The following is a 24,301-nucleotide window of genomic DNA, read 5'->3' on the forward strand; positions in this document are numbered from 1 at the left end:
TGGGGCTCTGGCGGTTAAAGGGCGTTCAGTTGTCGGACCTGCGCATCGATGGACTGTGTCAGGAACGCGATGATGTCGCGGTCGACGCCCTGCTCTTCCATGATGTCGGGCAGGCGTTCGATCTGCGCGCCGAATTGACTCATTCCGAGCGCGAGCATCCGGCGTTCGTGGTCAGGTACAGGCAATGCCGCAAGCACGTCGCCCCAGTCCGTCAGCTCAACCCGGGTATCGGGGTGATACCACCTGAGCGTTCGGGGCACGCCTTCCGGGTCCAGGTACATCGGCGCGAAGTCGAACAGGGGCGTGAGCCGGACCTCGCCGTCGATGAGTTGCACGGCCGTATTGCGCGCGTGATTGTCGGTGTTGCGCATGGCAAGATTGAGCACGTCGCGCTTGATGAATTCGAGCGTTTCGGCGACGGGATCGGTCACGACCTGGCGAATCCCGGCGACCACCTCGAAAAGACTTGGGCGCCGATCGAAGCCGGACAGCCGCAGAATCGACGCCACGCTTTCCTGATGGAGTCGCACGACTTTCCCGTCGCGCGCGATCCGGTCGAAGCGCGGAATCAGCAGAACGTCCCCGTGAAGGGTCGGCAAATCCGCATGCGTGCGAATACCGAGCGCAGCGGCCACCCGCATATACGCCGCTTCATTGCGCAGAACCTTCTCGTCGGCCGCACTCTTCCCGCGCGGCAGTTTCGCGATCAGATGCCGGGTAGCATCGGCATCGGGCAGAACCGCATCGCCGTGCAGCAGGCCCGCCCGATCCCGCGTCAGGAGATATTTCGGCGCAGCGCCCTGGACACCCGTGGTGCCTGTGCCCAGCATCCCGTGCAAGCGCATCCTTTCCGTGAATTCCGCGCTGCGCCCGGTGACATCGTCGATCGTCATGCCGGGCAGGCCGCGCGCGTCCGGGTGCCGCGCGACGTGCGCCTCAAAGTAGTCGACCGCTTCTGCGACCCGAATGCGGCCGACCGGATTGAAGGCGCCCGCGCAGATCAACGGAAAGTCCGCTTCAGGACCGTCCGGAAGTTGCAGCTCGCCCAGCAGGAATCGGCGACCGCCCCCCTGCGGGACGAGATCGTAGAGGAAGGCTGGCATGGTCCGCGCCGTGCGGATGTCCATATCGACTGGCTCGGCCAACGATAGCGGCGCGTCCATATGCTCGACGGCATACATCACCTGGAAATTCCATTGGCAAAGTCCACCGTCGAATTCGATCTGGGCGCAGTCGACCCAGCGATCGTCCAGAAAGATCTGTAGGGTGCAATCCATGAGGCGTCTCCTTGTGCCTCATAAATGTAGCACAATGAGGCGGCGAAGTGCCCATATGCTTCTTATAAGCGCTTTTTTGAGGTTCATCCATGTGCGGGCATCCTGGCGCGTGCGGAAGATCCTCGGGTTCAGCGCCTACTCACCATCCGCGACATATCGGGCCACAAGCGTCATCGGCCCGGTTTCCCCGATATCGACCCGCACCGTGTGGCCACTGCCGGGCGCGACATCGCAGGCTTGCCCTTCCATGTTGTCCATGCGAGTCAAGGTCACGTCGCGCGGGCCGTCCGGCGTCACGATCTCCAGCACGTCGCCAACGGCAAAACGATTCTTCACGTCGAGCGTCGTCAGCCCGGTCGCCGCGTCATAAGCCAGCCATTCGCCGACGAACTGCTGACGCGCGTTACCCGAGGATCCGCTGGCGTAGTTCTGATAATCCTCGGAGCGATGCCGCTGCAGGAAGCCGTCGGTGTAGCCACGATTGGCGAGGCCGTCGAGGCGGCCAATGAGCCCCGCGTCGAACGGGCGGCCGGCGACCGCGTCGTCGATGGCGCGCGCATAGAGCTGTGCGGTACGCGCGACATAGTAATGCGACTTGGTGCGACCTTCGATTTTCAGGCAATCGACGCCGATATCGACCAGTCGCTGCACATGCTCGATCGCACGCAGGTCACGCGAATTCATCAGATACGTGCCGTGTTCGTCCTCGGACAGCTCCATCCATTCGCCGCCGCGGCGCGCTTCTTCTTCCAGCAGATACACGCGATCCGCTGCCGCGTGGCGCGGCACGTGTTCGCCTTCAGCCGTCAGTTCCGATTCGGTCATGCGATAGCTCCAGCGGCACGCGTTGGTGCAGGTGCCCTGATTCGAGTCGCGGTGATTGAAGTAGCCGGAGAGCAGGCAGCGGCCGGAATATGCGATGCACAACGCACCGTGCACGAAGACTTCGAGTTCCGTATCGGGGCAGCGTTGGCGGATATCGGCGATCTCGTCGAGCGAGAGTTCGCGCGACAGGATCACCCGCGATACGCCGATCGAATTCCAGAAACGGACGCTGGCGTAGTTGACGGTGTTGGCCTGCACGGAAAGGTGGACCGGCATGTCGGGCCACGTCTCGCGGACCATCATGATCAGCCCGGGGTCGGCCATGATCAGCGCATCCGGGCCAAGGGCCACCGCATCGCTCAAGTCCCTGATGAAGGTGTCGACCTTGCGGTTGTGCGCCATCAGATTGACGGTCAGGTAGAAGCGCTTGCCGGCGGCCCGGCAGGCTTCGATGCCTTCGCCGAGGAAGCCCGTGTTGCGGAACTCGTTGTTGCGCGCGCGCAGGCTGTAGCGTGGCAGGCCCGCGTACACCGCATCGGCGCCGTATGCGAGAGCGTAGTTCAAGGCGCGCAGCGAGCCGGCGGGGCTGAGGAGTGTTGGGCGCTTCATGGCGTAGGTTTGCGGAACAAAACCCGTAAAAATACCAGCGCTTTGTCGGGCACTCTTTGCGCTAGCGCATGCTGGCGCGTTGTTTTCGGCGCGTCGCGGAGATCGGATCGGCCCCGCCTGCAAGCGCTGCAGTTAAAGCGGGCTATCGGCCACATCCGCTCGTCCGCCGCCGCGCATGGACGGGCACTCAAGCGACCGCTCTACCTCGGGAGCGGCATTCGGGTTATCGCAACTGCGTATGACCGTAAAGGTCAGGTGCAGCCGCCCACGCCGGACGGCAGTCGGCCATGACGAGCCCTTATCCCGCGCGACGGCCTGCCGATTTCTGCCTGGCTCGTTTGCGGCATTGCACTCAATCGGCACTAAAGCACCTACCTACTCGCGGCAAATACGCACGACCGTCAAATCTCCCAGCAACATGGTTGTATCGCGCAACCATATTGTTGTACGATGCAACCATATCGATGAGGAGATTCCGCAAATGAGCACCGATCCATCCCTAATTGAAGAAATTCGTGCAGCATCGCGCATGATGGTCCGCGAATTGGGGTTCATGCAGGCTACCTTGGCGGGCACCGACTATTCTCCTTCGGCAGTACATGCGTTGCTGGAAATCGGGGCAAGCGGTTCCATGACGGCGGCTCAACTCGTGCAGGTTCTGGGGCTCGAAAAATCCAGTGTCAGCCGGATGGTGGGCAAGCTCATCCAGGCCGGGGAACTGGGGGAAGCTGCCGGTGATGATGATGGCCGCGTCAAACAGTTATTCCTGACAGAACAAGGTAAACACACGGTTGCGGAGATTCACGCCTACGGCCGAATGCAGGTCACAACCGCGCTTGAGCAGTTGAACCCGTCGCAGCGGCAAGCGGTGGCCCAAGGGCTAAGTGCATACGCTCAAGCCCTGACGGCCTGTCGCCTCGGAACGGCTGAGGCCTCACCTCGTTCGATTCAGGTCAGCTCGGGTTACCGGCCGGGACTGGTCGGGCGCGTGGCCGAAATGCACGCCGCGTTCTATTCCCGGCACTCCGGTTTCGGGCAGTTTTTCGAATGCCAAGTGGCCAGTGGCGTAGCCGAGTTTGTCGGCCGCCTTGACGAGCCGTGTAATGAAATCTGGGCGGCGACTCAAAATGACCGGATTGTCGGCTCCATCGCCATCGACGGGCAGGACTTGGGCAACAACCAGAGCCATCTGCGCTGGTTCATTCTGGACGATGGCTGCCGTGGAAGCGGAGTGGGTCGCCAGCTGCTGGCAGAGGCCGTGGCCTTTTGCGACAGGCAACGATTCGCTGCCACCCAACTCTGGACGTTCAAGGGGCTGGATGCCGCACGGCGGCTTTACGAATCTTTCGGTTTTGAGCTGGCGCACGAGGAGCCGGGCAATCAGTGGGGAAGCACGGTGATCGAACAGCAGTTCATTCGCCGGGGAACCCGGGCTTCCTCATAACGGTGGTCTGGCTGGATATAGATACTCGAGCAAGATTCTGCCGCGCTACGCGAAGGTTTGGGAACTTGGAGTTTCTCCATGTCAACGATCCATTCAGGGTTCATGTCTGCGGTCCGGGCCCCGGACGGTCGCCCGAGTAGGTCCAACGGCATCGTGGGTCCGGATGCGGCCAGTTTGGGACATTCGACACCGCCTCCTATATCGTCGACAATCACACTCGCGCATGAGGGGGAACAGTGAATCGATTGGGACGTGATGAGCCGCTGCCACAGCAAATGCAGGGTCGCTGGGTAAGTGCCGATGATCTGCATTCAGCACTAGTTGTCGACGGAGGCGAGATTACCTGTTTCGGGGCGGTTGTGAACTATGATCACAAGGTGGTAATCGAGGAAAACGGTGCCTTTAATGTGAGCCTTGGTATCAACGATGAATCGCGTCTTGACGACTTTCAGCGCGAGAATATTGCTGGCCTCCTCATAACGCCCGAAGGACGCTTCCTTGCCTACAACGTGAGATTCGGGCTGGAATTTGTGCGTCCGAGTTGCTGAGTGACAGATGTCCTCGGCCCCTCGCTTCTGCGCGGAAACGGCGCGCGGCATCGGGCGCCGGGCGGTGAGCTTTGACCATTCGACCTCGTCAACTCCACTGCGTTCGGATTGAGCTTCGCTATACGGAACAGCCGATTAAGGGGTATCAATGACCTCAGAAGTTGAAGTACTTGCCGAGATGCTTCGCGAAGCGGAAAAATTGCTGCGCTTGTACGGCCAAATTCATTGGGCAGATTGGTTGGCCAAAGATGCGAGGCTCATTCTCCTCCATGATGGCTACGGCGTGGAACACCTACTGTCGGCATACGGGGGGATGGGCAGCCTCAACGATGTTGTCCTTCAGCGGACCAGCGACGAGACCGGAGTGTTGGTCCCCCACGACGACAATGAGCGCTTCGACGAACTTCGATGCGAGATTTATGACCTTGCGAGAAGACTCAATAAATGGGTGAATGCCAGTGACTGAACGCTACAGTCCGGACACCCTGCGAAGAACGGCGACGCTTATCCAAGAGCGATTTAATATCTCGACCGCCCGCTCGAACCAACTGGCTGCCAAAGCGCTGAACGGGATTGATGCACATGGACTCGATCCTGACGATTGGGATACGGTGGTGGCCACTGTCGATGTCGTCGTTCGAGCCTGGATTTCCAGCGGCGCTGGTCGGTAGGCAATTCATTGGCGAAAGACGACTAGGTCAACAGCGCGGATCAAATCATCCACTTGACCAAGTTCCGTATCGGGAATCTCTGTACGACGATCTGCTCGCAATGCTCGTAAGGCTTCACGAAGTGCACCCCAATCGTCGGTTAGGCCACTCGTCAGTGGCCATGCTGAGAGTAAATGTCGCAAAGGGCGAACAGCACGACGTTCGCACCACGCATCAAACAGCTCGGAGCATCCTGCATTGATTTCGTCTGGCGACATTGACTTGTACGCAATCAGCCGGGGTTGTTGACTACGCTGCCAATGATGCAACATTTTGAACGACCGCTGTTGGGCGAGTTGAAGGTCCCTTACGGGTCGACTACGGAAATTCGAGGCCGAGTCGCGAAGCATGATCGTCGTCGGACGACGAACTTCCGGGTTCGGCCATCTATGGACATCTGACCGCGCGCTCAGGCGGACATTCGAACGTCGGCTTCACTCAGGTACCGGACCGCTCCTCCGATGATCATGTTTGTCGCGTCATCGGCCTTGCTGGCCTTCGGGTATCGGTGCTGGTCAGGCCGCGTCAGGTCGCTTTCAGGACATTCGGGACTTCGACGCCATGGACGAGCATGTGCTTCCCGCCCGTCGCGTTTCTCTGCTGAAACGCTTTTGACGCGAGTTGGAGGCCGAAAATCCGGAATCCTTGAGTCGGCGGCCATGGTGTGATTCATGCTTGTATCGAAATCGCTTGGCCGGTGAGCCAACGATCCAGCCGGGGCTTGCGTCGATACATTAGTTGTTGCCCCGCCCACACCACCGAATTCGCCTTCTCGGCTACCGGGCGAGTAGCGCGATTCTGCCCGAAGGAGTGGGCAATGCCATCCGAATGCAAGCGATCCGGCGTGGGTTATTGCATTTCCCGCGCCGTGATGATCTTCGCCCTGATATCTTTTCAGGCCTGCCAGCCGGCCTCGGCCTACGCGCTTGCCATACAGGATCTGGGTACGCCTTCTGGTGGGGACTACAGTTCTGCTGGCGCGATCAACGATAGCGACCAGGTGGTCGGCGAATCGGCTTCCGCGGTCGACTATACCCGCGCATTCCTGTATCAGGACAGAAACATGATCATGGGCGCAGGAATCGGCGCCGCAACAAAACTCTTCCGGGTGAACCCACGGACAGGAAATCGGGTCGTTTTAGGTGACTCCGGTAATCCGGCACAGGGGCCTGCGTTTAGCGCGATTGATTACCTTGTAGTCGTACCCGACAAGGCAGGTGAAGAGGCACCCTGAATCATATCGATCCCGATTTTCTTAATCTTCATGATGACGCCGCCTCTCGTTCAGGTGGTGGCTTTGACACTTCCACTTTGGTACATCGATGCCGTTTTAGGTGGGGGCGTCCATACCATTAGACGCCAGCATTAACTCTACATACATAGTAGTTCCCGCACCAACAAAAAGGAGTTTGCCATGCCAAAAGACACCAGGATTGTAACGCTGACAATCAGCGTGCTGCTCGCAATGGCGCTTGAGTTCGGCCATAGCCCTCCATCACATGCCCAAGACTCTTTGTATATTGGCGATAACGGTGACAGTACCGTGAAACGCTTTCGCTCCACCGACGGTCAGTACCAGGGAACCTTTGTGAAACAGTCGGTAGGCGGTTTGCGCGGGCCTATGGGACTGGTCTTTGCGGGGCTCGGCGAATTGATTGTTTCGGACCAGAACGTTAATACCTCAACCAACGGCGACATTCTGGAGTACGACCAGAATGGCCTCGTAAATCGGATCGTCACCAACGGCGACCCGAATGCGCCGGGCGTGCCGCGCGGCATCATTGTTGGTATCGACAACAGTACCCTGTTCGTGGCCGAGTTCAGCACTGAGTCCCGGCAGTATAAGCCGGTACTCCCTGGACGGCTGTTGAAATACAAGAATGACGGGACTTTTATCGGCGCCTATGCTCCGCCCGCTGCCACGCCACTTGGGACGTGTAGCCTACCAACCCCGAACTCCCCGGGTGAGTTCCACCCTCGCGGCGTTGTGGTCGGGCCGGATGCCAGACTTTACGTGTCCAACTATCCCTGCACCGCAACGCGAGTCGGAGGGCAGGTTCTGCGCTTCACCCTGGACGGTCAATTCGTCGACGTCTTCGTTGACAGCGTAAATGACCTCCAACGCCCAGAAGGGTTGGTATTCGGGCCGGATGGCAACCTCTACATCACCAGTTTCAAATCGGGAGCGACCGGCAACGACAAGATCCTGATTTTCCAAGGTCCTCGCGGGGGCACGCCTGGCGCCTTCGTGGACCAGATTAATCTCGACCCACCCGGTGTGTCAGACACCGCCCGCTCTTATGCGCAAGCTCTCCTGTTCGGCCCGGACGGCAAGCTTTTCGTGCCGATCACAGGGAACGGGCCGGATACTGGATCGGTGCGTCGGTACGATGTGAGCACGAAAGCATACGACGTGTTCGTCGCACCGATGGCGAGTGGTGGCCCGCTGCAAACGCCTTACTACCTTACCTTTGGCGGGACCAACCGCAGCACCCTCACCTACCCCACCCCTAACCCGCCGGGGCCCTGAGCCTTTGACAGTAGGCCAAACAGCTTGATGGCCCCTCCAACCCACGCGCGCCCACTCACTGCGACGACCACCGAACCCACTTCACATTGCGTAGGCAGAAACCCAAAACCCCTTGTTGTTCCCCCACTCCGAAGGGCTGATGCAGGTCGGCTTCGGCCGACCGCATCAGGCGGAAGTCGGCCATCTACGGCCCTTCACCAGAGCGCTCATACGGACACTCAAACGTTAGGTCCGCACTGATAGCGGCCCTTTGCCCGTCAATCATCTACGCCGTGCTACGGTCTGATCCTTGGGTTATGCGGATGGTTTACCTATGATCAATCCAATTACAACGGGGACACATCATGGCAACGAAATCGACGAAGACGAGCAAAACCGTGAAGCACGCAGCAGGCGAAGCTTTGAGCAAACCCACGAGTGTCACAAAAAAACAAGTGCAAAAGCTCGCGGGCTCAGTAGAAGCTCATATCCAGCCGCGGAAGAAAACGAAGAAATGATTTGCGAGTGCAAACCTCTTTGTGCTGGAGACTATGTAATCAAGCGAATCGCTGAACCCATGGCTGCCGGCATCTCCGGCGCTTCGGTGCCTATCATCCGCGACCGGGGTATCCCCGACGTTGCAGAACAAAGGTTGCCGGCGATGCGCTATTTTGCGACCGAGGCAGAAGATTGCTTGGAAGGCGCTCGGATTGGCACGGCGCCCTCGTCGTTGTAAGTTCGCTGCGGGGGGGCCTAAGATAACTGCAATACATATGAATCGGTGAAAAAAATGGCATCTACCCCAAGTGATGTTGATAAGGCGTCGAATGAAAAAGAGCTCGATCGCGTCAAGTGGGAAGCCGAAAAAGCATTTCGCGATCGTGAAGTTTCCGTGCAGGAAAAAGCTCAGTCGACCCAAGAGGCCCAACTTGACCTGCAAAGGAAGGAACAAGCGGCGTCACGTTGGCGAAGCCCGTTGGTTGTCGCAATTCTAGCCGCTGCCGCTGCCGCAGGCGGCAACGCCATCCTCGCTTACACTAACGCGCACTTACAACGGGCTGCTGATTCGCAGAAGTCGGAGCAGGCCCGAATCCTGGAAATGATCAAAACAGACAATCCTGACAAAGCAGCCGAGAATTTACAGTTTTTGCTTGACTCTGGGTTGATTAGCGAGCCCTCTACTGTCGCAAAGCTGAGCACTTATCTCAAGAATCGCAAACAAGGGAGCGGTGCGGCTTTGCCGGCTGCGGGTGGGGCCGCGCCTCCGGAAACAACCAATCTCATCAATCAGCTTGAAGGTATCACCAGTGCGACCGCTTCGGGCGCCAAATTTGCCGATGAATTGTCGTTGAGGACCAAGCTTGCCCGCGCGATCATTACATACGCTGTTGTCCAAGGAGGAATTTCACGCGCTCGGCGTATTGCTGAAATGACCACCGCCAATCTGAAAGGAAGTCCCGCGACTGGTATCGACGAAAAGACGTGGATAAACGAATACATGAATGTGGAAGCACAGACAGGCTCGGAATTTGTACGCCAAGTGCAATCACGATCCATTCTGAAATTCCAGGATCTCGTGCGGAAAAACGACTGGGATCTCAAAAATTACTCACCAGACGCCCCCTGAAGCCAGGTTACGTACGGTCACAGCTCGCTCATGGCCGTCCTCGACATTCTCGTCAGAAAACGAAATCGGAAGGCTGACCGATTATCTGAATGAGCCTGATGGCCGTTCTACCTCGGAAGCTGTCCTACGCCTGAGGTGGCAATCAACGGCAGTAATGGGTCGATTCTGTTGAAAAACTCCTTTTCTCGTGCCGCGGGACTGGCTCGCGAAAAATCGACCTCTCAGATCGCCCTACAAGCGCCTCGTGAGCATCGGTTGGGGGTAAGAGGACCCCCAAAAACCTCGCCGTAGCCGTGGTCGAAGAGTTTTTCAACAGAATCGGTCGACAAGCGCCTCTCCCCGAAAATCCACGAAAAAAGCCGAAAAAAAACCGGCTGCCGTCCCGATGACGGCAGCCGGTTTTTCGCGGCAGGACGCGGGCGGCACACTGCCCGCCCCCTCATTCAAACGCCGCTTTTCAGAACCGCAGCGATCGCGTCGGCAACCACCCCGACATTCGCGTCGTTCAGCCCCGCGACACACATCCGCCCCGAGCGCAGGATATACACGCCATGCTGCTCACGCAGCGCCTCAACCTGCGATTCCGCGAGGCCCGTGTAGGTGAACATCCCCCGCTGCTTCACGTATCGCGTCAGCGCTTCGCCCCGCACGTGGTCGCGCAGGCCGTCATGAATCGACTGACGCATCTTCGCGATGCGCCGGCACATCGACGCCAGCTCCTGCTCCCACGCCTTGCGCAGCTCCGGCGTGTTGAGCACCATCGCGACGATCTTCGCGCCGTGGATCGGCGGGTTGCTGTAGTTCGAACGCACCGCGCCCGCAAGCTGGCCGAGCACGCGGTCGGCCGCGTCGGCGTCTTCGCAGATCACGCTCAGGCCGCCGACACGCTCGCCGTACAGCGAGAAGTTCTTCGAGAACGAGTTCGCGACCAGCGCCGGCAGCCCGCGGCGCGCCAGCTCGCGCACCGCGAACGCGTCCGCGTCGAGGCCCGCGCCGAAGCCCTGATACGCCATGTCGACGAACGGCAGCAGCTCGCGCGCCTCGAGCACGTCGATCACCTTCAGCCACTGCGCATCATCGAGATCGACGCCGGTCGGATTGTGGCAGCACGCATGCAGCAGCACGATGCTTCGCCGCGGCAGCGCGTCGATCGCCGCGAGCATCGCGTCGAACTTCAGGCCGCCCGTCGCCTCGTCGTAGTACGGGTACGTGTTCACCGTGAACCCCGCCCGCTCGAAGATGAAGCGGTGGTTTTCCCAGCTCGGATCGCTCAGCCATACCTGCGCGTCCGGAAAGTAGCGCTTCAGGAAATCCGCGCCGATCTTCAGCGCGCCCGAGCCGCCGAGCGTCTGCACGGTCGCGATGCGCCCCGACGCGCGCGCCGGGTGGTCGGCGCCGAACACGAGCGCCTGCACCGCGTCGCGATACGGCGCCATGCCGACCATCGGCAGGTAAGGCTTCGGGCCGATGTCGCGCTGCAGCGCCGTTTCGGCTTCCCGCACGGCCTGCATGACCGGGATCTTGCCGTCGGCATCGAAGTAGATGCCGATGCTCAGGTTGACCTTCGCGGTGCGCGGGTCTTTCTGGAAGTTTTCGTTCAGCGTGAGGATCGGGTCGCCGGGATAGGCGTCGATGTGTTCGAACATGGCTTTATCGGACTCAATGAAAAATCGCGTTGACTGCCTTACTGCGGCTGGGCCGGCGCACGATCACGCAGCGCGTAGCCGGCATTCTTCTGGCGGAAGCGATACCCGATGCCGAGCGCCGCGAGCCAGACCGGAATCAGGTAGACCGACAGGCGCAGACCCGGCGTCAGGTACATCACGACGAGGATGCCCGCCATGAACACCAGACAGAGGTAATTCGTGAAAGGATAGCCCAGACTCTTGAAGCGCGTCTCCTGTCGATCCGCACGCTTGGCCTGGCGGAACTTCAGGTGGATCAGGCTGATCATCGCCCAGTTGATGATCAGCGCCGATACGACGAGGCCCATCAGCATCTCGAACGCCTTGCCGGGCATGAAATAGTTGATCAGCACGCACGCGGCCGTCGCCAGCGCCGACGCGCCGAGCGCCGCGAGCGGGATGCCGCGACGGTTCACGTACAGCAGGCCCTTCGGCGCGTTGCCCTGCTGCGCGAGGCCGTACAGCATCCGGCTGTTGCAGTACACGCCGCTGTTGTACACCGACAGCGCGGCCGTCAGCACGACGACGTTGAGCACGTTCGCGACCACGTCGCTGCTGAGCGCGTGGAAGATCAGCACGAACGGGCTGCCGCCGGACACGACCTTCTCCCACGGATACAGCGACAGCAGCACGCCGAGCGCGCCGATGTAGAAAATCAGGATGCGGTAGATCACCTGGTTGGTCGCCCGCGGGATGCTGTGCTGCGGATCGTCCGCTTCCGCCGCGGTGATGCCGACCAGCTCGAGCCCGCCGAACGAGAACATGATGCCCGCCATCGCCATCACCAGGCCGGACACGCCGTTCGGGAAGAACCCGCCGTGCTGCCACAGGTTCGCGACGCCAGCTTCGGCGCCGGCATGGCCGGACGCCAGCAGGTAGCCGCCGAAGCCGATCATGCCGACGATCGCCACGACCTTGATGATCGAGAACCAGAATTCCGTCTCGCCGTACGACTTCACGCTGGTCAGGTTGATCGCGTTGATCACGACGAAGAACACCAGCGCGGAGATCCAGGTCGGCACGCCCGGCCACCAGTACTGCACGTAGATGCCGACCGCCGACAGTTCGGCCATGCTGACGAGGATGTACAGCACCCAGTAGTTCCAGCCGGACAGGAAGCCGGTGAAATGGCCGCAATACTTGTCGGCGAAATAGCTGAACGACCCGGCGACCGGCTCGTCGACGACCATCTCGCCGAGCTGACGCATGATGAAAAACGCGACGACGCCGGCCAGCGCGTAGCCGAGCAGCACCGACGGCCCCGCCATCTTGATCGTCTGCGCGATGCCGAGGAACAGCCCCGTGCCGAGCGCGCCGCCTAGCGCGATCAGCTGGATGTGGCGATTCTTCAGCCCGCGCTTCAGGCCGTCGTTCTCTTGTCCAGAAACCATGTCTTCTCCACTCTGTCCGCCTCCCGGGGAAGCGGCGCGCCTTCGGTGTGCCGGGCGCTGTTTTGCTCTGCCAGCGGCCGTTCGTGGGGCCGCCGGGTTGGGGACTGCCGATTCTCATGCCGGGCATCCGCCTCCGCCGTCACGCGCGAACCCGCCGCCTGACGGGCCGCCGGATGCCGCGCACGCCGCCAGCGGCGGTCGCACACGAAAATCGGCGCCCAGTTTAGCGTTGCCGCGACGAAATCGGGTTTCGTAAGCCCTTCATGCAAACCCTACATTATGAGATAAGATTGCATGCAGGAGACAGACTAGGAAACAAAAATGCCTGAAGCCGATCTTGACCGGATCGATCGCCACTTATTGGCCATCCTGCAGGAAAACGGACGCGCGACGAATCTCGAACTGGCGAAGGCCGTCGGCCTGTCGCCCGCGCAGACGCTGCGGCGCCATCGCCGCCTCGAGGAAATCGGCGCGATCCGCCGCTACGAGACGCGCCTCGACCCCGACACGCTCGGTTTCGGCGTGACCGCGTTCGTCCACGTGACGATGGAGCGCGGCCACATCCGCGACCTGTCGAAATTCCAGAAATTCGTGTCGGATCTCGCGCAGATCCAGGAATGTTTCTCGGTAACGGGCGACATCGACTATGTGCTGAAGGTCGTCGCGCACGACCTGAAAGGGCTGTCGACGTTCTTGCTCGAGACGCTGATGCGCATTCCCGGCGTGAGCGGCGTGCATTCCAGCGTGTGTCTCGACGAAGTCAAGTGCACCAGCGCGATGCCGGTCGACGCGTGACGCACGCGGGCGCCCGCAACGGGATTGCCGGCGCCGCCGGCCGGCTCGCGCACCGGCGAAGCCGCATCGGGCGGGCGTGACGCCGCCCCGCGCGGCCACTCCGCGTCAGCGCGTCACTGCGTCAGCGACGGATAACTGACGCGCTCCGGTTCGCGCCGCATGATGACCTCGCCCGCCCGGATCGACAGCATCGCCTTCGCCTGCCGGCGCAGCGCGTCGTAGTCGCTGTCCGCGTCGAGCACGACGAGGTTCGCGGGCCGCCCGGCCTCGATGCCGTAGCGCTCGCCGAGATGCATCGTCTTCGCGCTGTGGCCGGTCACGAAGTCGAGCGAGCGCCGCAAGTCGTCGTAGCCCATCATGTGGCAGATGTGCAGCCCCGCGTCGAGCACGCGCAGGATGTTGCCGTTGCCCAGCGGATACCACGGGTCCGTGATCGAATCCTGCCCGAAGCACACGTTGATGCCGGCGCGATCCAGCTCCGCGACGCGCGTGACGCCGCGCCGCTTCGGGAAGGTGTCGAAGCGCCCTTGCAGATGGATGCTCTCGGTCGGGCACGAGACGAAGTTGATCCCGGAGCGCTTGAGCAGGCGGAACAGCTTCGAGCAATACGCGTTGTCGTACGAGCCCATCGCGGTCGTATGGCTCGCGGTCACGCGCGCGCCCATCCCGCGCACCCGCGCCTCCTCGGCCAGCACCTCCAGAAAGCGCGACTGCGGATCGTCGGTTTCGTCGCAATGCACGTCGACCAGGCAGCCGGTGCGCTCGGCCAGGTCCATCAGGAAACGGATCGAGCTGACGCCCTGCTCGCGCGTGTTCTCGAAGTGCGGAATGCCGCCGACCACGTCCGCGCCCATCTCGATCGCCCGCGCCATCAGCGCACGCCCGCCGTCGAACGATTCGATCCCCTCCTGCGGAAACGCGACGATCTGCAGGTCGATCAGCCCGCGCGCCTCTTCCCTGACCTCCAGCATCGCTTCCAGCGCGGCGAGCGACGGGTCGGTCACGTCGACGTGGGTGCGGACGTGCTGGATGCCGTGGTCGCGCAGCATGCCGATCGCCGCGTGCGCGCGCGCCTTGGTGTCGTCGCGGGTGATCGTCGCCTTGCGCTCGGCCCATCGCTCGATCCCCTCGAACAGCGTGCCGCTCATGTTCCAGGCCGGCTCGCCCGCCGTCAGCACCGCGTCCAGATGGATGTGCGGCTCGACGAGCGGCGGGATCACGAGGCGGCCGCCCGCGTCGATGTCCGCGGCGCTCCACGGCTGCGCCGCGCCGGCGCCGCCCGGCGTCAGCGGGCCCGGCTGGGCGTCGACCCGGGTAATCGCGCCGGCGGCGGTGGCGATGGTGAACAGGCCGTCACGGCCGCGCAGCGTTGCATTGAAGAGGTTCATGTCCGTTCCCGGCGTCGGATGCGAGGCCCGCGCCGCGCGGTGGGAGCGCCGCGCGGGCCGTCATGTTGAGTCCGGGCAGATTATCAGGAAACGAATCGACATATTCCGTGGGCGACGCGTGCCGCCAATGTTGTCGGTTCTGGAACGCAGCCTGACGGGAAACGGACTTTTTGCAGGCCCTGCGGCTCCGTAGACTTTCATCGACCGTTCGAGCGCATCGGCGCAACGAACCGCATCCAATGACTGGAGGAGAGCCGTGAAATCGTTTGTTGCCGCTGCCGCCGCAGCCATGCTGCTTGCCGCGCCGGTCGCCTCGTTCGCGCAATCGTCGGCGCCGCCGGCCACGCGCGCGCAGGTGATCCAGGAGCTGAAGGATCTCGAATCCGTCGGCTACAACCCCGCGCGCGGCGAGGCAGGCGACTACCCGAACGACCTCATGGCCGCCCGGCAACGCCTCGACGCGAAGCGCCTCGCGCAGCGCGACAGCGACGAAGCCGCCTACGGGCCGGCCGAGGCAGTGCACGTGGAATCAGGCAGGCCCGCGAACGCGGCCCTCATGCGGGCGCAATGAAATGCGGCCCGCCGCCCGTGCGCGAGACCACGCGCGGGGCAGCGGCAGGCCGGAACGAAAAGGCAACGCCGAACGCGCGTTCAGCACGAAACGGACAGTTCGCTTTCCTGCTGCGGAAGCTCGGGTTGAGACTGCGCATCGATCGCCGACAGCATCGCCACGTCGCGCGCGACGACACCCGGCACGTGCGTGCGCAGGAACTCGACCCAGGTGCGGACTTTCGCGTCGACGAAGCGGCGCGACGGATACAGCGCATAGATGTTCATTTTCTGCAGGGTGTGACCGGGCAGCACGCGCACCAGCGTCCCGTCGCACAGCGCGTCGATTGCCGCGTAGAGCGGCAGCATGCCGATGCCGATCCCCTCGCGGATCGCGAGGGCAAGCGATTCCGCGGTATTGGTCTGCACCGGGCCGCTGACGTGGATCTGCTCGACGCCGCCCGCGCCTTCGAGCAGCCACTCGTGCGTCGGGAACGCCGGTGTCTGCAGCGTCAGGCAGTCGTGCTCGATCAGCTCCTGCGGGCGCTGCGGCGCGCTGTGGGTCCGCAGGTAATCCGGCGATGCGCACAGGATGCTGAAGGTCGAACCCAGCAGGTGCGACACCAGCTCCGAATCCTGCAGCGACGACGCGGTCACGACGGCCATGTCGCTCGTGCCGTCGAACAGGTCGGGCATCCGCTGCGACAGCGTCAGCTCGACCGACACGTCAGGGTACTGCTGGCGATAGAGCGTCAGTGCGGGGAGCACGTAATGGTGCCCGACGCTCGCGAAGCTGTGCATGCGCAGCACGCCGGCCGGCCGCTCGTGCGCGCAGCTCGCCTCCTCCTCCGCCTTGTCGACATCGGCGAGGATCTGGCGGCAGCGCCGCAGATAATTCTCCCCGGCGGACGTCAGCGCCAGCCGCCGGGTCGAGCGGTTCATCAGGCGGGTCCGCAGCCGTGCCTCGAGTTCCGACACCGCGCGCGACATCGCCCCCGTCGTCGAATTCATCGATTGCGCGGCAGCGGTGAAACTGCCCGCCTCGACGACGCGCGCGAACACCCGCATGTTCTGAAGCGTATCCATTTCTGATAGAAACCTGCTGTAGAGTCGATATTTTCCTTCACTCCACGCGTGACATTGTTGCTCTGGCAGAAACTGTCGTTTCCCGGTCGCCACGTTAATGCAAAAGCGGCGCGCTCCTACAATCGGCGCCTCCCCTGTCGAACCGGTGCGATCGTGCAGGCCAGGCCGCATTGCCGCGCCGCCGTGCGTACCGACCCATTTCATGAAGCCACAGTCCGTGATTGAGCAACATTCCGTCGAATTGCAACGATGGGCGAAAAGGCTCGATCTTTTCCGGAATCTCGCGCGCGACTGGGCGACGAGCGACGGCCTGATCTGGCTGCACATGTTCAAGACGGTCATGGCCGCGCTGATGGCGATGGGCATCGCGATGCGGCTCGAAATGTCCCAGCCGCGGATCGCGATGACCACCGTGTTCGTGCTGATGCAGCCGCTGAGCGGCATGGTCTTCGCGAAGAGCTTCTACCGTGTGCTCGGCACCTCGGTCGGCCTGGTCGCCGCGCTCGCGCTCGGCGGGCTGTTCGCGCAGCAGCCCGAGCTGTACATGGCGGGCATCACGCTGTGGATCGGCGGCTGCATCGCGCTGGCCGTGCGTAACCGCCACTTCCGCTGGTACGGCTTCGTGCTCGCCGGCTATACGGCCGCGCTGATCGGCCTGCCGGCCGTGATGACGCCGAACGCGCTGTTCCAGTCCGCGCTGACCCGCGCCGGCGAAGTCGCGGTCGGGATCTTCTGCTCCGGCGCCGTGAGCGGGCTGATCCTGCCGCTCAGCTCCGCGAAGGCGCTGATACGCTCGCTGAACGCGCGGCACCTCAAGTTCGCGACGTTCGCGGCCAGCGCGCTTGCCGGCAATATCGAGCGCGGCATGTTCGAGCGCCAGTTCGCCGATTTCGTCGACCAGATCGTCGGCTTCGAATCCAACCGCGCATTTGCGTCGTTCGAGGACCCGCACATCCGCGCGCGCAACCGCCGTCTCGCGCGCCTCAACAGCGAATTCATGAACGCGTGTACCCGGCTGCACGCGCTGCACCAGCTGTCCAAGCGGCTGCGCGCGAACCAGGTCGACGTGGTGCTCGACGCGCTGACGCCGTATGTCGACGAGCTGGCGCAACTGATCGCCGCGTTGCGCGACGAGCTGAAGAAAGGGCCGGCCCGCCCGGGCGGTGCGCTGGCCGACCTGCGGCAGTTCCACAACGCGCTGCCCAAGCGGGCGCGCGCGTCGCGCCGCGCGATCGAGGATCACGCGGCGGGCGGCCTGCTCGATTTCGACACCGCGGTCGAGCTGATGTACCGCTTCACCGGGGAATTCCTCGGCTACACCGACACGTATGCGTCGCTCAGCGAGGACAGCCACGCGTTCGAGCGCTCCGTCACCCAGTACGCGCTGAAGACGAACCGCTATTTCGTCGGCTTCACGTTCCTGCGGACGATCATCGCGGTCGGCGCGATGAGCGCATTCTGGATCGCGTCGGAATGGCCGAGCGGCTCGCTCGCTGTGATCGGCACCGCGATCGCGTGCGCGCTCAGCTCGACGTCGCCGCGCGCGCCGAAGTTCGTCGCGCAGATGGCGGTGGGCGCGGCGGGCGCGACGCTCGTCGGCTATCTGTACCTGTGCTACGTGTACCCGAACATCGACGGCTACCCGCTGCTGTGCGCGATGCTCGCACCCACGCTCGGTTTCGGCGCGTTTCTCGCGATGCGGCCGGGCCTGTCCGGCTACGGGGTCGGCTTCGCGGTGTTCTTCTGCCTGCTCGCGGGCCCCGACAACGTGATCTCGTATACGCCCGACCTGCTGATCAACAACGGCCTCGCGGTGGTGATCGCGATGCTCACCTCGTCGATCGTGTTCGCGGTGGCGTTCCCAACCCACATGCCGTGGCTGATGGGCAAGATCACGCACGACCTGCGGCGTCAGGTGGCGCTCGCGTGCGACGGCTCGCTCACAGGCCTCGACCAGCGCTTCCAGTCGAGCACGCACGACCTGATGGCGCAGCTGCGCACGCTGCTCGTCAAGCGTACCCGCCAGCATCGCGATGCGCTGAGCTGGATGCTCTCGACGCTCGAAGTCGGCCACGCGGTGATCGACTTGCGCGCGGACCTCGACGCGTTCACGTCCGTGCACCCGGAGCCGACGCTGCGCTGGGTCGAGGCGATTCATCTCGTGCTGCACACGCTGCCGCAGTTCTTCGACGAGCCGACGCCGAGCCATCACGCGCGCACGCTGAAGTCGGTGAACCTCGCGATCCGCGCGGTGCAGCACACCACGCACGAGTGGTACCCGATTCCCGAGGAACGCCACAGGATGCAGCGCATCATCGGCTGCCTGCACTTCATCCGCAGCGCGCTGATCGACAAGGACGCACCGTTCAACCGCCGCCGCTGATGCCGCGTACGCGACATCCTTCTTCGGTGAGCAAATAAGCTATCCACTCCAGGTGATTAATCTTTAGGCAGTGCAAGCCTATAGTTTGATCGCCGCCACCAAGACGGCGTCACCTGGAGAGAATCGAATGAAGCCGCTGCACCTCGCCCTCGTTGCCCTGTCGCTGTCTGCCGCCGTCGCGCACGCGCAATCGGCTCCCGCGGACAACGCCACGCAACAGGCGAACCGCACTGAGTCCGTCCAACCTGCCCACGGCCGCATCGAGCGCCGCCCGTCGGCCCAGTCGAGCAAGGACGATCCGAATGCGTGCGTCGGCCCGGTGAGCTTCTGCAACATCTATTTCGGCAGCTGAGCATGACCTCGTTCCGCGACGAGATGGCCCGGAAAGCGCCCACGGGGCTTTCCGGCTTCCGCCGGATCGACACATCCCGCCCGCGCCGCCTCGCCTGACGCGGCACCTTTCCGCCTCGCCCCCCGCTCGTCCCGCCGCCCCGGTCGCCCTCCGACCGCCCGCAGTCCATCCAGCAAAGCGTTGTTCCTGATGCGTCGAATCGCGTGACGCGCATGCCGCCCCGAGCCTCTCATGCGTCGAACCGCGTGACGCGCACGCCGCCTCGCGCCTGTCCGCGCGCATGACTGGCCAGCACCCGTAGCCGGATCAGCCGAGCACCACGGCCGCCGCGCCGATGACGCCGCCTCTGGCGTCTTTCCCCCGGCACAACTGCGCTCCCGCCGATTCCGGAGCCGACCCCGGGAAACTGTGCTCCCGCCGCCTCGGCCTGCTCTGTCCCGTCGGCAACTGTGCTCCTGCCGCGTCGGCCGATGTGTGCCTGCCCGCCTGCGTCGAATCCCCCTAATCTCTGACCATCGCGCACGCCTGCCGTCATCGGCGTCATTCCACACACCGGGCATGGGCTCTGCGCACGGCAGCGCACGCACCGCATCCGAACGACTTTATTTCGTCTACCCGCCATGATCGTCAGACCCGCACCCAACTGGTTTCGCATGCTGTTCGTCTGGCGCGGTTCGGTGCTGCAGGCGATCATTCCGCAACTGGCCTTCATGGCGCTGATCAGCGTGCTCGCGATGTTCACGCACGGCCGCCTGTTCGGCGAGAAAATCCCGCTGAACACCGCGCCGTTTACGCTGTGCGGCGTCGCGCTGACGATCTTTCTCGCGTTCCGCAACAACGTCAGCTACGAGCGCTTCTGGGAAGCCCGCCGCCTGTGGGGCAACCTGCTGATCTGCTCGCGTGCGCTGACATCGCAGGTGCTCGCCTACACGCCGGACGATCCGGCCGTGTTCGACCGCGCCGCGTTCGTGCGGCTGATGATCGCCTTCGTCTACGCGTTCAAGCACCAGCTGCGCGGAACCGACGCGACCGCCGACCTCACGCGACTGCTCGGCCCGTACGCGGCGGCGGCAGCGACCGGCCGCATCTTCACGCCGATCGCACTGCTCAACGAAGCACGCCACCGCATCGGCGACCTGAAGCGCAGCGGCGCGCTGTCGGACAGCCAGCTCTGGGCGATCGACACGCAGCTCAACGAACTCGGCTCCGCCGTCGGCGGGTGCGAGCGGATCGCATCGACGCCGATTCCGTTCGCGTACGGCGTGCTGCTGCACCGCACCGTCTACGCGTATTGCGCGTTGCTGCCGTACGGGCTGGTCGACTCGATCGGCTTCGCGACGCCGCTCGTCTGCACGTTCGTGTCCTACACGCTGATCGCGCTCGAAGCGATCGCCAGCGAGATCGCGCAACCGTTCGGCGTCGCGCCCAACAATCTCGCGCTCGACGCGATGACGCGCAACATCGAGCGCGCGCTCCTCGATCTGTGCGGCGAGACTGCGCCGCCGGAAACCCGGCCCGATCTGCGCTATCGGCTGACCTGACCTGCCCGAAAGGAAATCGCATGCTGACCCGGACCCTCGGACCGATCGTGAACGCCATCGCCCCCGCATTACCCGCGGACGCGGCACCCCGTCGCGCCCCGCTCTCCGCCATCGTGAATCCCGCCGACCGGCTCGACCGCCCGCTGCGAGACCTGCGCCTGTCGGTCATCGACCAGTGCAATTTCCGCTGCACGTACTGCATGCCCCGCGACGTGTTCGACGCCGGCTACCCGTTCCTGCCGTCGTCCGAGCGGCTGTCGTTCGAGCAGATGGTCCGGACCGCGCAAGCATTCGCGTCGCTCGGCGTCGAAAAAATCCGCATCACCGGCGGCGAGCCGCTGCTGCGGCGCGGGCTCGAAACGCTGATCGAACGGCTGGCGGCGCTGACGACCGCGAACGGCAAGCCGATGGAAATCGCGCTCACGACGAACGGCACGCTGCTGGCGGAGAAGGCGCGCGCGCTGCGCGACGCCGGGCTCGGCCGCGTGACGGTGAGCCTCGACGCGGTGGACGACGCGGTGTTCCGGCGCATGACCGACGTCGACGTGCCGGTGTCGCGCATCCTGCACGGCATCGACGCCGCGCACGCGGCCGGGCTCGCGCCGCTCAAGGTCAACACGGTGATCGAACGCGGCGTGAACGACAGCCAGATCCTGCCGCTCGTCCGCCTGTTCAAGGGTTCCGGCATCGCGGTGCGGTTCATCGAGTACATGGACGTCGGCGGCGCGAGCTTCTGGTCGAGCGCGAAGGTGCTGACGGCCGCGCAGACGCGCGACATCGTCGAATCGGCGTTCCCGCTGATCCCGGTCGACACGCCCGAACGTGGCGGCACGTCGGTCAATTACCGGCACGCGGACGGCTCGGGCGAAGTCGGCTTCATCTCGAGCGTCTCGCAGCCGTTCTGCGGTTCGTGCACGCGGGCGCGCGTGTCGGCCGACGGTCAGCTCTATACGTGCCTGTTCGCGACACAGGGCACCGACCTGAGGCCGTGGCTGTCCGAGGCCGCATCCGCCGCGCAGCTCGCCGACGCGGTCCGCGCCGTCTGGACCCGCCGCGACGACCGCTACTCCGAGCGTCGCGCGACCCGACGCAAGCCCGGGTCGGGCAAGGCTTACCCGACCGTCCGCATGTCGCTGGTGGGCGGCTGATGGCCGGCGCGTCCCGCGCGCCATCGCGCGACGAACACACGATGCGGCGATGGGGTTGACGCAGCCTCCGCACGCATCGACATTGACAGCAAGAGGCCCCGCATGAAACTGACCATCAGATACTTCGCGAGCATTCGCGAACAGCTCGGCATCGCTCAGGAAGTGATGACCATCGACGCGCCGGCGCTGAGCGTAGACTCGCTGCGCACGCTCCTCGCGTCGAGAGACGCGCGGGCGGCCGATGCGTTGCACCCCGGCCGCCCGGTCCGGACGGCCATCAATCAGGAAATGGTCGCCGGCACGTTCGTGCTGCGCGATGACTGCGAAGTCGCGTTCTTCCCGCCGGTCACCGGCGGCTGAGACGCGCGCGGCCGGACAGCGGTTCGGCGGTTCGCCGCCCCGCGCCGCACGCCTTCCGGGCGTCAGCCTGCGCGGCCGGAGCCGGCTCCCGCCACCGTCTCGCAGAGCGCGCGCCCCGGCCCGGTCAGCGTGGCCATCCCGCGCCCTTCCTCGTCGATGTCGAAGTCGGCCAGGCCGGCCGACTTCAGCATCGTGAGCGTCCGGCGCAGCGTGCTCATCGGCAGCGCGGCGCGCTTTGCGAGCTTCGCCAGCGTCCACGGCTTGCCGGAACCGTCGGCGGACGCCATCCAGAGTTGCTCCAGAACCACGGCGACGACCGGGTCGAATTCGGCGTCGGCCGCCTGTCCCGATTGCGGTTCGTTCATGTTCGCCCTTCCTGTACAGCAGTTGCGACAGCGCCGATTCTAGCCGCGGCGCGCCGGCCCGCGCCGGCCTGACACGCGATCCGCATACTGTGCTCGCCGCGCTGCCCGCAAGCTGTGCTCCTCCGATCGGGCCGCACACCGGCACGCGCCGCGTCAGCCGGCCAGCGTCGAGACCAGTTTGCCGACGGTGATCACCGCCTGCTCGATGTCGCCGGACCACGGGCTGCTGTAGTTCAGCCGGATGAAATTCCGGTACGCATCCGAGGTCGAGAACATGTAGCCCGGCCCGATCGTGATGCCCCGCTCGAGCGCGAGCTGATACAGGCGCATCGAATCGACCTTCGGCGGCAACTCGATCCACAGCACGTAGCCGCCCGCCGGGCAGGACATGCGGGTGCCGTCGGGAAAGAACCGCGACACCATCGCGCGCATCAGGCTCGCCTGCTGCGCGTAGGCCTTCCTGACCCGCCGCAGCTGATGTTCATAGCCGTCCCGTTCGAGGTATTCCGCGATCGCGAGCTGCGGAATCGCCGGCGTCGCGAGGGTGTTCAGGAACTTGAGCTTCTCGACCTGATCGCGATAGCGGCCCGGCAGCGCCCAGCCGATCCGGTAGGCGGCCGTCAGGCTCTTCGAGAACGATCCGCAATGCAGGACGAGCCCCCGGGTATCGTAGGACTTCAACGTGCTCGGGTGCGTGTCGCCGAAATACAGCTCGTTGTACACGCCGTTCTCGATGACCGGAACGTCCTTCTTCGTCAGCAGCTCGACCAGCTCGCGCTTGCGCGCGTCCGGCATCTGAAAGCCGAGCGGGTTCTGGAAGTTCGGCATCACCATGCACGCGGCAACCGGCTGCGATTCCATGATCGCGGCGAGCGCCGCGATGTCGATGCCGTGCTCCGGATGCGTCGACACTTCGATCGCCTTCATCCCCATCCGCTCGATCGCGTGCAGCATCGCATAGAAGGTCGGCGATTCGACGGCAATCACGTCGCCGGGTTTCGCGACCGCCTGCAGGCACAGGTTGATCGCCTCGGTCGCGCCGATCGTGACGACGATCTCGTTCGGATCGACCGGCATGCCGTTTTCGAGGTAGCGCCGCGCGATCTGGCGCACGAGCGCCGGCGTGCCGGGCGGCAGCGCGTCCGTCACGCACCAGCGCGTCTTGTCGCGGCCGGCCGCGTACGCGTAGCGGTTCAGTTTTTCGAACGGAAACAGGCTCGGATCGGGATACGGCGAGCCCAGCGGCACCGCATCGTCGGTGCCGATCGCGCGCAAGGTCGACAGCACCAGCCGGCTCACGTCGACCGACGACGACGTGGCGATCGGCCTGGTCGGCTGGAGCTCGCGCAACGGGCTTTCGCCGTCGCCGCTTCTCAGGCTGACGAAATAGCCGGACTGGGGCCGGCTCTCGACCAGGCCGCGGCTCTCCAGCAGCAGATACGCGTGAATCACGGTGGTGATGCTGAGCCGGTGCTGCTGGCTGGTCTGCCGGACCGACGGCACGCGATCGCCGTAGCTGTACACGCCTTGCCGGATCAGTTTCTCGATATCGTCCGCCAGCTTTTCGTAAAGTTTCATCGCCCCCCTTCCCCGCGCGACGGTTCGCAGTCTGGCCTGCTGCGGCGTCCGGTCGCGGCACAGATTCCGCGCCGCCGAGATGCTAACAGAACTGTGCTCTTGCGACCCCGCCGGATGTGTGCGCCTTCGCG

General features: G+C 63.8%; 23 protein-coding genes. 15 read left to right on the top strand and 8 right to left on the bottom strand.

Going from position 1 to position 24,301, the window contains the following annotated elements; all coding sequences use genetic code 11:
- Positions 1 to 14: 14 nt before the first annotated feature.
- Together LIG30_RS02120 and trhP are read right to left on the bottom strand one after the other, a co-directional pair.
- Positions 15 to 1,277: a type II toxin-antitoxin system HipA family toxin gene (locus LIG30_RS02120; RefSeq protein ID WP_038709267.1), complete on the bottom strand. Its 1,263-nt coding sequence runs from the start codon at positions 1,275 to 1,277 to the stop codon at positions 15 to 17.
- A 135-nt stretch (positions 1,278 to 1,412) separates the two neighbouring features.
- On the bottom strand, positions 1,413 to 2,711 hold the full coding sequence (gene trhP / locus LIG30_RS02125; RefSeq protein WP_038709269.1) for a prephenate-dependent tRNA uridine(34) hydroxylase TrhP: 1,299 nt from the start codon (positions 2,709 to 2,711) through the stop codon (positions 1,413 to 1,415).
- A gap of 481 nt (positions 2,712 to 3,192) precedes the next feature.
- Between trhP and LIG30_RS02130 the strand changes: the two genes are divergently transcribed.
- The 8 genes from LIG30_RS02130 to LIG30_RS25910 all read left to right on the top strand — a co-directional run bounded on the left by LIG30_RS02130 (position 3,193) and on the right by LIG30_RS25910 (position 9,549).
- On the top strand, positions 3,193 to 4,155 hold the full coding sequence (locus LIG30_RS02130; protein WP_038709272.1) for a bifunctional helix-turn-helix transcriptional regulator/GNAT family N-acetyltransferase: 963 nt from the start codon (positions 3,193 to 3,195) through the stop codon (positions 4,153 to 4,155).
- Between the two features lie 236 nt (positions 4,156 to 4,391).
- Positions 4,392 to 4,703: a hypothetical protein gene (locus tag LIG30_RS24840; protein ID WP_200929629.1), complete on the top strand. Its 312-nt coding sequence runs from the start codon at positions 4,392 to 4,394 to the stop codon at positions 4,701 to 4,703.
- Between the two features lie 148 nt (positions 4,704 to 4,851).
- A complete protein-coding gene (locus tag LIG30_RS02140) occupies positions 4,852 to 5,169 on the top strand; it encodes a DUF6966 domain-containing protein (RefSeq protein WP_051994829.1) in 318 nt (105 codons plus the stop codon).
- Positions 5,162 to 5,374: a hypothetical protein gene (locus LIG30_RS25900; RefSeq protein ID WP_152985974.1), complete on the top strand. Its 213-nt coding sequence runs from the start codon at positions 5,162 to 5,164 to the stop codon at positions 5,372 to 5,374. The genes LIG30_RS02140 and LIG30_RS25900 overlap by 8 nt, the downstream gene beginning before the upstream one ends.
- Before the next feature lie 856 nt (positions 5,375 to 6,230).
- On the top strand, positions 6,231 to 6,647 hold the full coding sequence (locus LIG30_RS02145) for a hypothetical protein (protein WP_083493860.1): 417 nt from the start codon (positions 6,231 to 6,233) through the stop codon (positions 6,645 to 6,647).
- A 180-nt stretch (positions 6,648 to 6,827) separates the two neighbouring features.
- Positions 6,828 to 7,943 carry a hypothetical protein gene (locus tag LIG30_RS02150; protein ID WP_051994830.1) on the top strand — a complete coding sequence of 372 codons (1,116 nt, stop codon included), beginning with the start codon at positions 6,828 to 6,830 and terminating at the stop codon, positions 7,941 to 7,943.
- A gap of 313 nt (positions 7,944 to 8,256) precedes the next feature.
- Complete coding sequence (locus LIG30_RS25905; RefSeq protein WP_152985975.1) at positions 8,257 to 8,658, top strand: hypothetical protein; 402 nt, start codon at positions 8,257 to 8,259, stop codon at positions 8,656 to 8,658.
- 54 nt (positions 8,659 to 8,712) lie between these two features.
- Entirely contained in the window at positions 8,713 to 9,549 is an 837-nt protein-coding gene (locus LIG30_RS25910; protein ID WP_152985976.1) for a hypothetical protein, read from the top strand.
- A 443-nt stretch (positions 9,550 to 9,992) separates the two neighbouring features.
- Here LIG30_RS25910 and LIG30_RS02155 read toward each other — a convergent pair whose 3' ends face one another.
- Positions 9,993 to 11,195 carry an amino acid aminotransferase gene (locus tag LIG30_RS02155; RefSeq protein WP_038709278.1) on the bottom strand — a complete coding sequence of 401 codons (1,203 nt, stop codon included), beginning with the start codon at positions 11,193 to 11,195 and terminating at the stop codon, positions 9,993 to 9,995.
- A 38-nt stretch (positions 11,196 to 11,233) separates the two neighbouring features.
- A complete protein-coding gene (locus tag LIG30_RS02160; protein WP_038709279.1) occupies positions 11,234 to 12,625 on the bottom strand; it encodes an amino acid permease in 1,392 nt (463 codons plus the stop codon).
- Positions 12,626 to 12,946: 321 nt separating this feature from the next.
- Here LIG30_RS02160 and LIG30_RS02165 point away from each other — a divergent pair, with 321 nt between their 5' ends.
- The gene (locus tag LIG30_RS02165) at positions 12,947 to 13,420 is read left to right on the top strand and encodes an Lrp/AsnC family transcriptional regulator (protein ID WP_038709281.1); all 474 of its coding nucleotides are present in this window, start codon (positions 12,947 to 12,949) and stop codon (positions 13,418 to 13,420) included.
- Positions 13,421 to 13,533: 113 nt separating this feature from the next.
- On the opposite strand, the gene codA is transcribed toward LIG30_RS02165, so the two are convergent.
- Complete coding sequence (gene codA / locus LIG30_RS02170) at positions 13,534 to 14,808, bottom strand: cytosine deaminase (protein WP_038709282.1); 1,275 nt, start codon at positions 14,806 to 14,808, stop codon at positions 13,534 to 13,536.
- A 256-nt stretch (positions 14,809 to 15,064) separates the two neighbouring features.
- Between codA and LIG30_RS02175 the strand changes: the two genes are divergently transcribed.
- A complete protein-coding gene (locus LIG30_RS02175) occupies positions 15,065 to 15,379 on the top strand; it encodes a DUF4148 domain-containing protein (RefSeq protein ID WP_038709284.1) in 315 nt (104 codons plus the stop codon).
- A gap of 80 nt (positions 15,380 to 15,459) precedes the next feature.
- On the opposite strand, the gene LIG30_RS02180 is transcribed toward LIG30_RS02175, so the two are convergent.
- Positions 15,460 to 16,443, bottom strand: a complete 984-nt coding sequence (locus LIG30_RS02180) for a LysR family transcriptional regulator (protein WP_051994831.1) — start codon at positions 16,441 to 16,443, stop codon at positions 15,460 to 15,462.
- A 202-nt stretch (positions 16,444 to 16,645) separates the two neighbouring features.
- On the opposite strand from LIG30_RS02180, the gene LIG30_RS02185 reads away from it, so the two are divergent.
- From LIG30_RS02185 to LIG30_RS02205, 5 genes are all read left to right on the top strand, one after another.
- Positions 16,646 to 18,826 carry an FUSC family protein gene (locus LIG30_RS02185; RefSeq protein ID WP_038709286.1) on the top strand — a complete coding sequence of 727 codons (2,181 nt, stop codon included), beginning with the start codon at positions 16,646 to 16,648 and terminating at the stop codon, positions 18,824 to 18,826.
- A 127-nt stretch (positions 18,827 to 18,953) separates the two neighbouring features.
- Positions 18,954 to 19,178, top strand: coding sequence for a hypothetical protein (locus LIG30_RS02190; protein WP_038709288.1), 225 nt, complete (start codon positions 18,954 to 18,956; stop codon positions 19,176 to 19,178).
- Positions 19,179 to 19,798: 620 nt separating this feature from the next.
- Positions 19,799 to 20,719, top strand: a complete 921-nt coding sequence (locus LIG30_RS02195; protein ID WP_038709291.1) for a bestrophin family protein — start codon at positions 19,799 to 19,801, stop codon at positions 20,717 to 20,719.
- Positions 20,720 to 20,739: 20 nt separating this feature from the next.
- Entirely contained in the window at positions 20,740 to 21,867 is a 1,128-nt protein-coding gene (gene moaA, locus LIG30_RS02200; RefSeq protein WP_038709292.1) for a GTP 3',8-cyclase MoaA, read from the top strand.
- A gap of 102 nt (positions 21,868 to 21,969) precedes the next feature.
- Positions 21,970 to 22,227 carry a MoaD/ThiS family protein gene (locus LIG30_RS02205; protein ID WP_038709294.1) on the top strand — a complete coding sequence of 86 codons (258 nt, stop codon included), beginning with the start codon at positions 21,970 to 21,972 and terminating at the stop codon, positions 22,225 to 22,227.
- A 62-nt stretch (positions 22,228 to 22,289) separates the two neighbouring features.
- On the opposite strand, the gene LIG30_RS02210 is transcribed toward LIG30_RS02205, so the two are convergent.
- Positions 22,290 to 22,592, bottom strand: a complete 303-nt coding sequence (locus LIG30_RS02210) for a helix-turn-helix domain-containing protein (protein WP_038709296.1) — start codon at positions 22,590 to 22,592, stop codon at positions 22,290 to 22,292.
- A 153-nt stretch (positions 22,593 to 22,745) separates the two neighbouring features.
- Complete coding sequence (locus LIG30_RS02215; RefSeq protein ID WP_038709298.1) at positions 22,746 to 24,170, bottom strand: aminotransferase-like domain-containing protein; 1,425 nt, start codon at positions 24,168 to 24,170, stop codon at positions 22,746 to 22,748.
- Positions 24,171 to 24,301: the final 131 nt, after the last annotated feature.

The sequence above is a fragment of the Burkholderia sp. lig30 genome, from assembly GCF_000687455.2.
Lineage (GTDB): Bacteria > Pseudomonadota > Gammaproteobacteria > Burkholderiales > Burkholderiaceae > Burkholderia.

Coding starts and splice junctions, on each gene's coding strand:
- LIG30_RS02120 (WP_038709267.1), bottom strand. CDS start 1,277: ATGGATTGCACCCTACAGATCTTTCTGGACGATCGCTGGGTCGACTGC.
- trhP (WP_038709269.1), bottom strand. CDS start 2,711: ATGAAGCGCCCAACACTCCTCAGCCCCGCCGGCTCGCTGCGCGCCTTG.
- LIG30_RS02130 (WP_038709272.1), top strand. CDS start 3,193: ATGAGCACCGATCCATCCCTAATTGAAGAAATTCGTGCAGCATCGCGC.
- LIG30_RS02140 (WP_051994829.1), top strand. CDS start 4,852: ATGACCTCAGAAGTTGAAGTACTTGCCGAGATGCTTCGCGAAGCGGAA.
- LIG30_RS02145 (WP_083493860.1), top strand. CDS start 6,231: ATGCCATCCGAATGCAAGCGATCCGGCGTGGGTTATTGCATTTCCCGC.
- LIG30_RS02150 (WP_051994830.1), top strand. CDS start 6,828: ATGCCAAAAGACACCAGGATTGTAACGCTGACAATCAGCGTGCTGCTC.
- LIG30_RS25905 (WP_152985975.1), top strand. CDS start 8,257: ATGATCAATCCAATTACAACGGGGACACATCATGGCAACGAAATCGAC.
- LIG30_RS25910 (WP_152985976.1), top strand. CDS start 8,713: ATGGCATCTACCCCAAGTGATGTTGATAAGGCGTCGAATGAAAAAGAG.
- LIG30_RS02155 (WP_038709278.1), bottom strand. CDS start 11,195: ATGTTCGAACACATCGACGCCTATCCCGGCGACCCGATCCTCACGCTG.
- LIG30_RS02160 (WP_038709279.1), bottom strand. CDS start 12,625: ATGGTTTCTGGACAAGAGAACGACGGCCTGAAGCGCGGGCTGAAGAAT.
- LIG30_RS02165 (WP_038709281.1), top strand. CDS start 12,947: ATGCCTGAAGCCGATCTTGACCGGATCGATCGCCACTTATTGGCCATC.
- codA (WP_038709282.1), bottom strand. CDS start 14,808: ATGAACCTCTTCAATGCAACGCTGCGCGGCCGTGACGGCCTGTTCACC.
- LIG30_RS02180 (WP_051994831.1), bottom strand. CDS start 16,443: ATGGATACGCTTCAGAACATGCGGGTGTTCGCGCGCGTCGTCGAGGCG.
- LIG30_RS02185 (WP_038709286.1), top strand. CDS start 16,646: ATGAAGCCACAGTCCGTGATTGAGCAACATTCCGTCGAATTGCAACGA.
- LIG30_RS02190 (WP_038709288.1), top strand. CDS start 18,954: ATGAAGCCGCTGCACCTCGCCCTCGTTGCCCTGTCGCTGTCTGCCGCC.
- LIG30_RS02195 (WP_038709291.1), top strand. CDS start 19,799: ATGATCGTCAGACCCGCACCCAACTGGTTTCGCATGCTGTTCGTCTGG.
- moaA (WP_038709292.1), top strand. CDS start 20,740: ATGCTGACCCGGACCCTCGGACCGATCGTGAACGCCATCGCCCCCGCA.
- LIG30_RS02205 (WP_038709294.1), top strand. CDS start 21,970: ATGAAACTGACCATCAGATACTTCGCGAGCATTCGCGAACAGCTCGGC.
- LIG30_RS02210 (WP_038709296.1), bottom strand. CDS start 22,592: ATGAACGAACCGCAATCGGGACAGGCGGCCGACGCCGAATTCGACCCG.
- LIG30_RS02215 (WP_038709298.1), bottom strand. CDS start 24,170: ATGAAACTTTACGAAAAGCTGGCGGACGATATCGAGAAACTGATCCGG.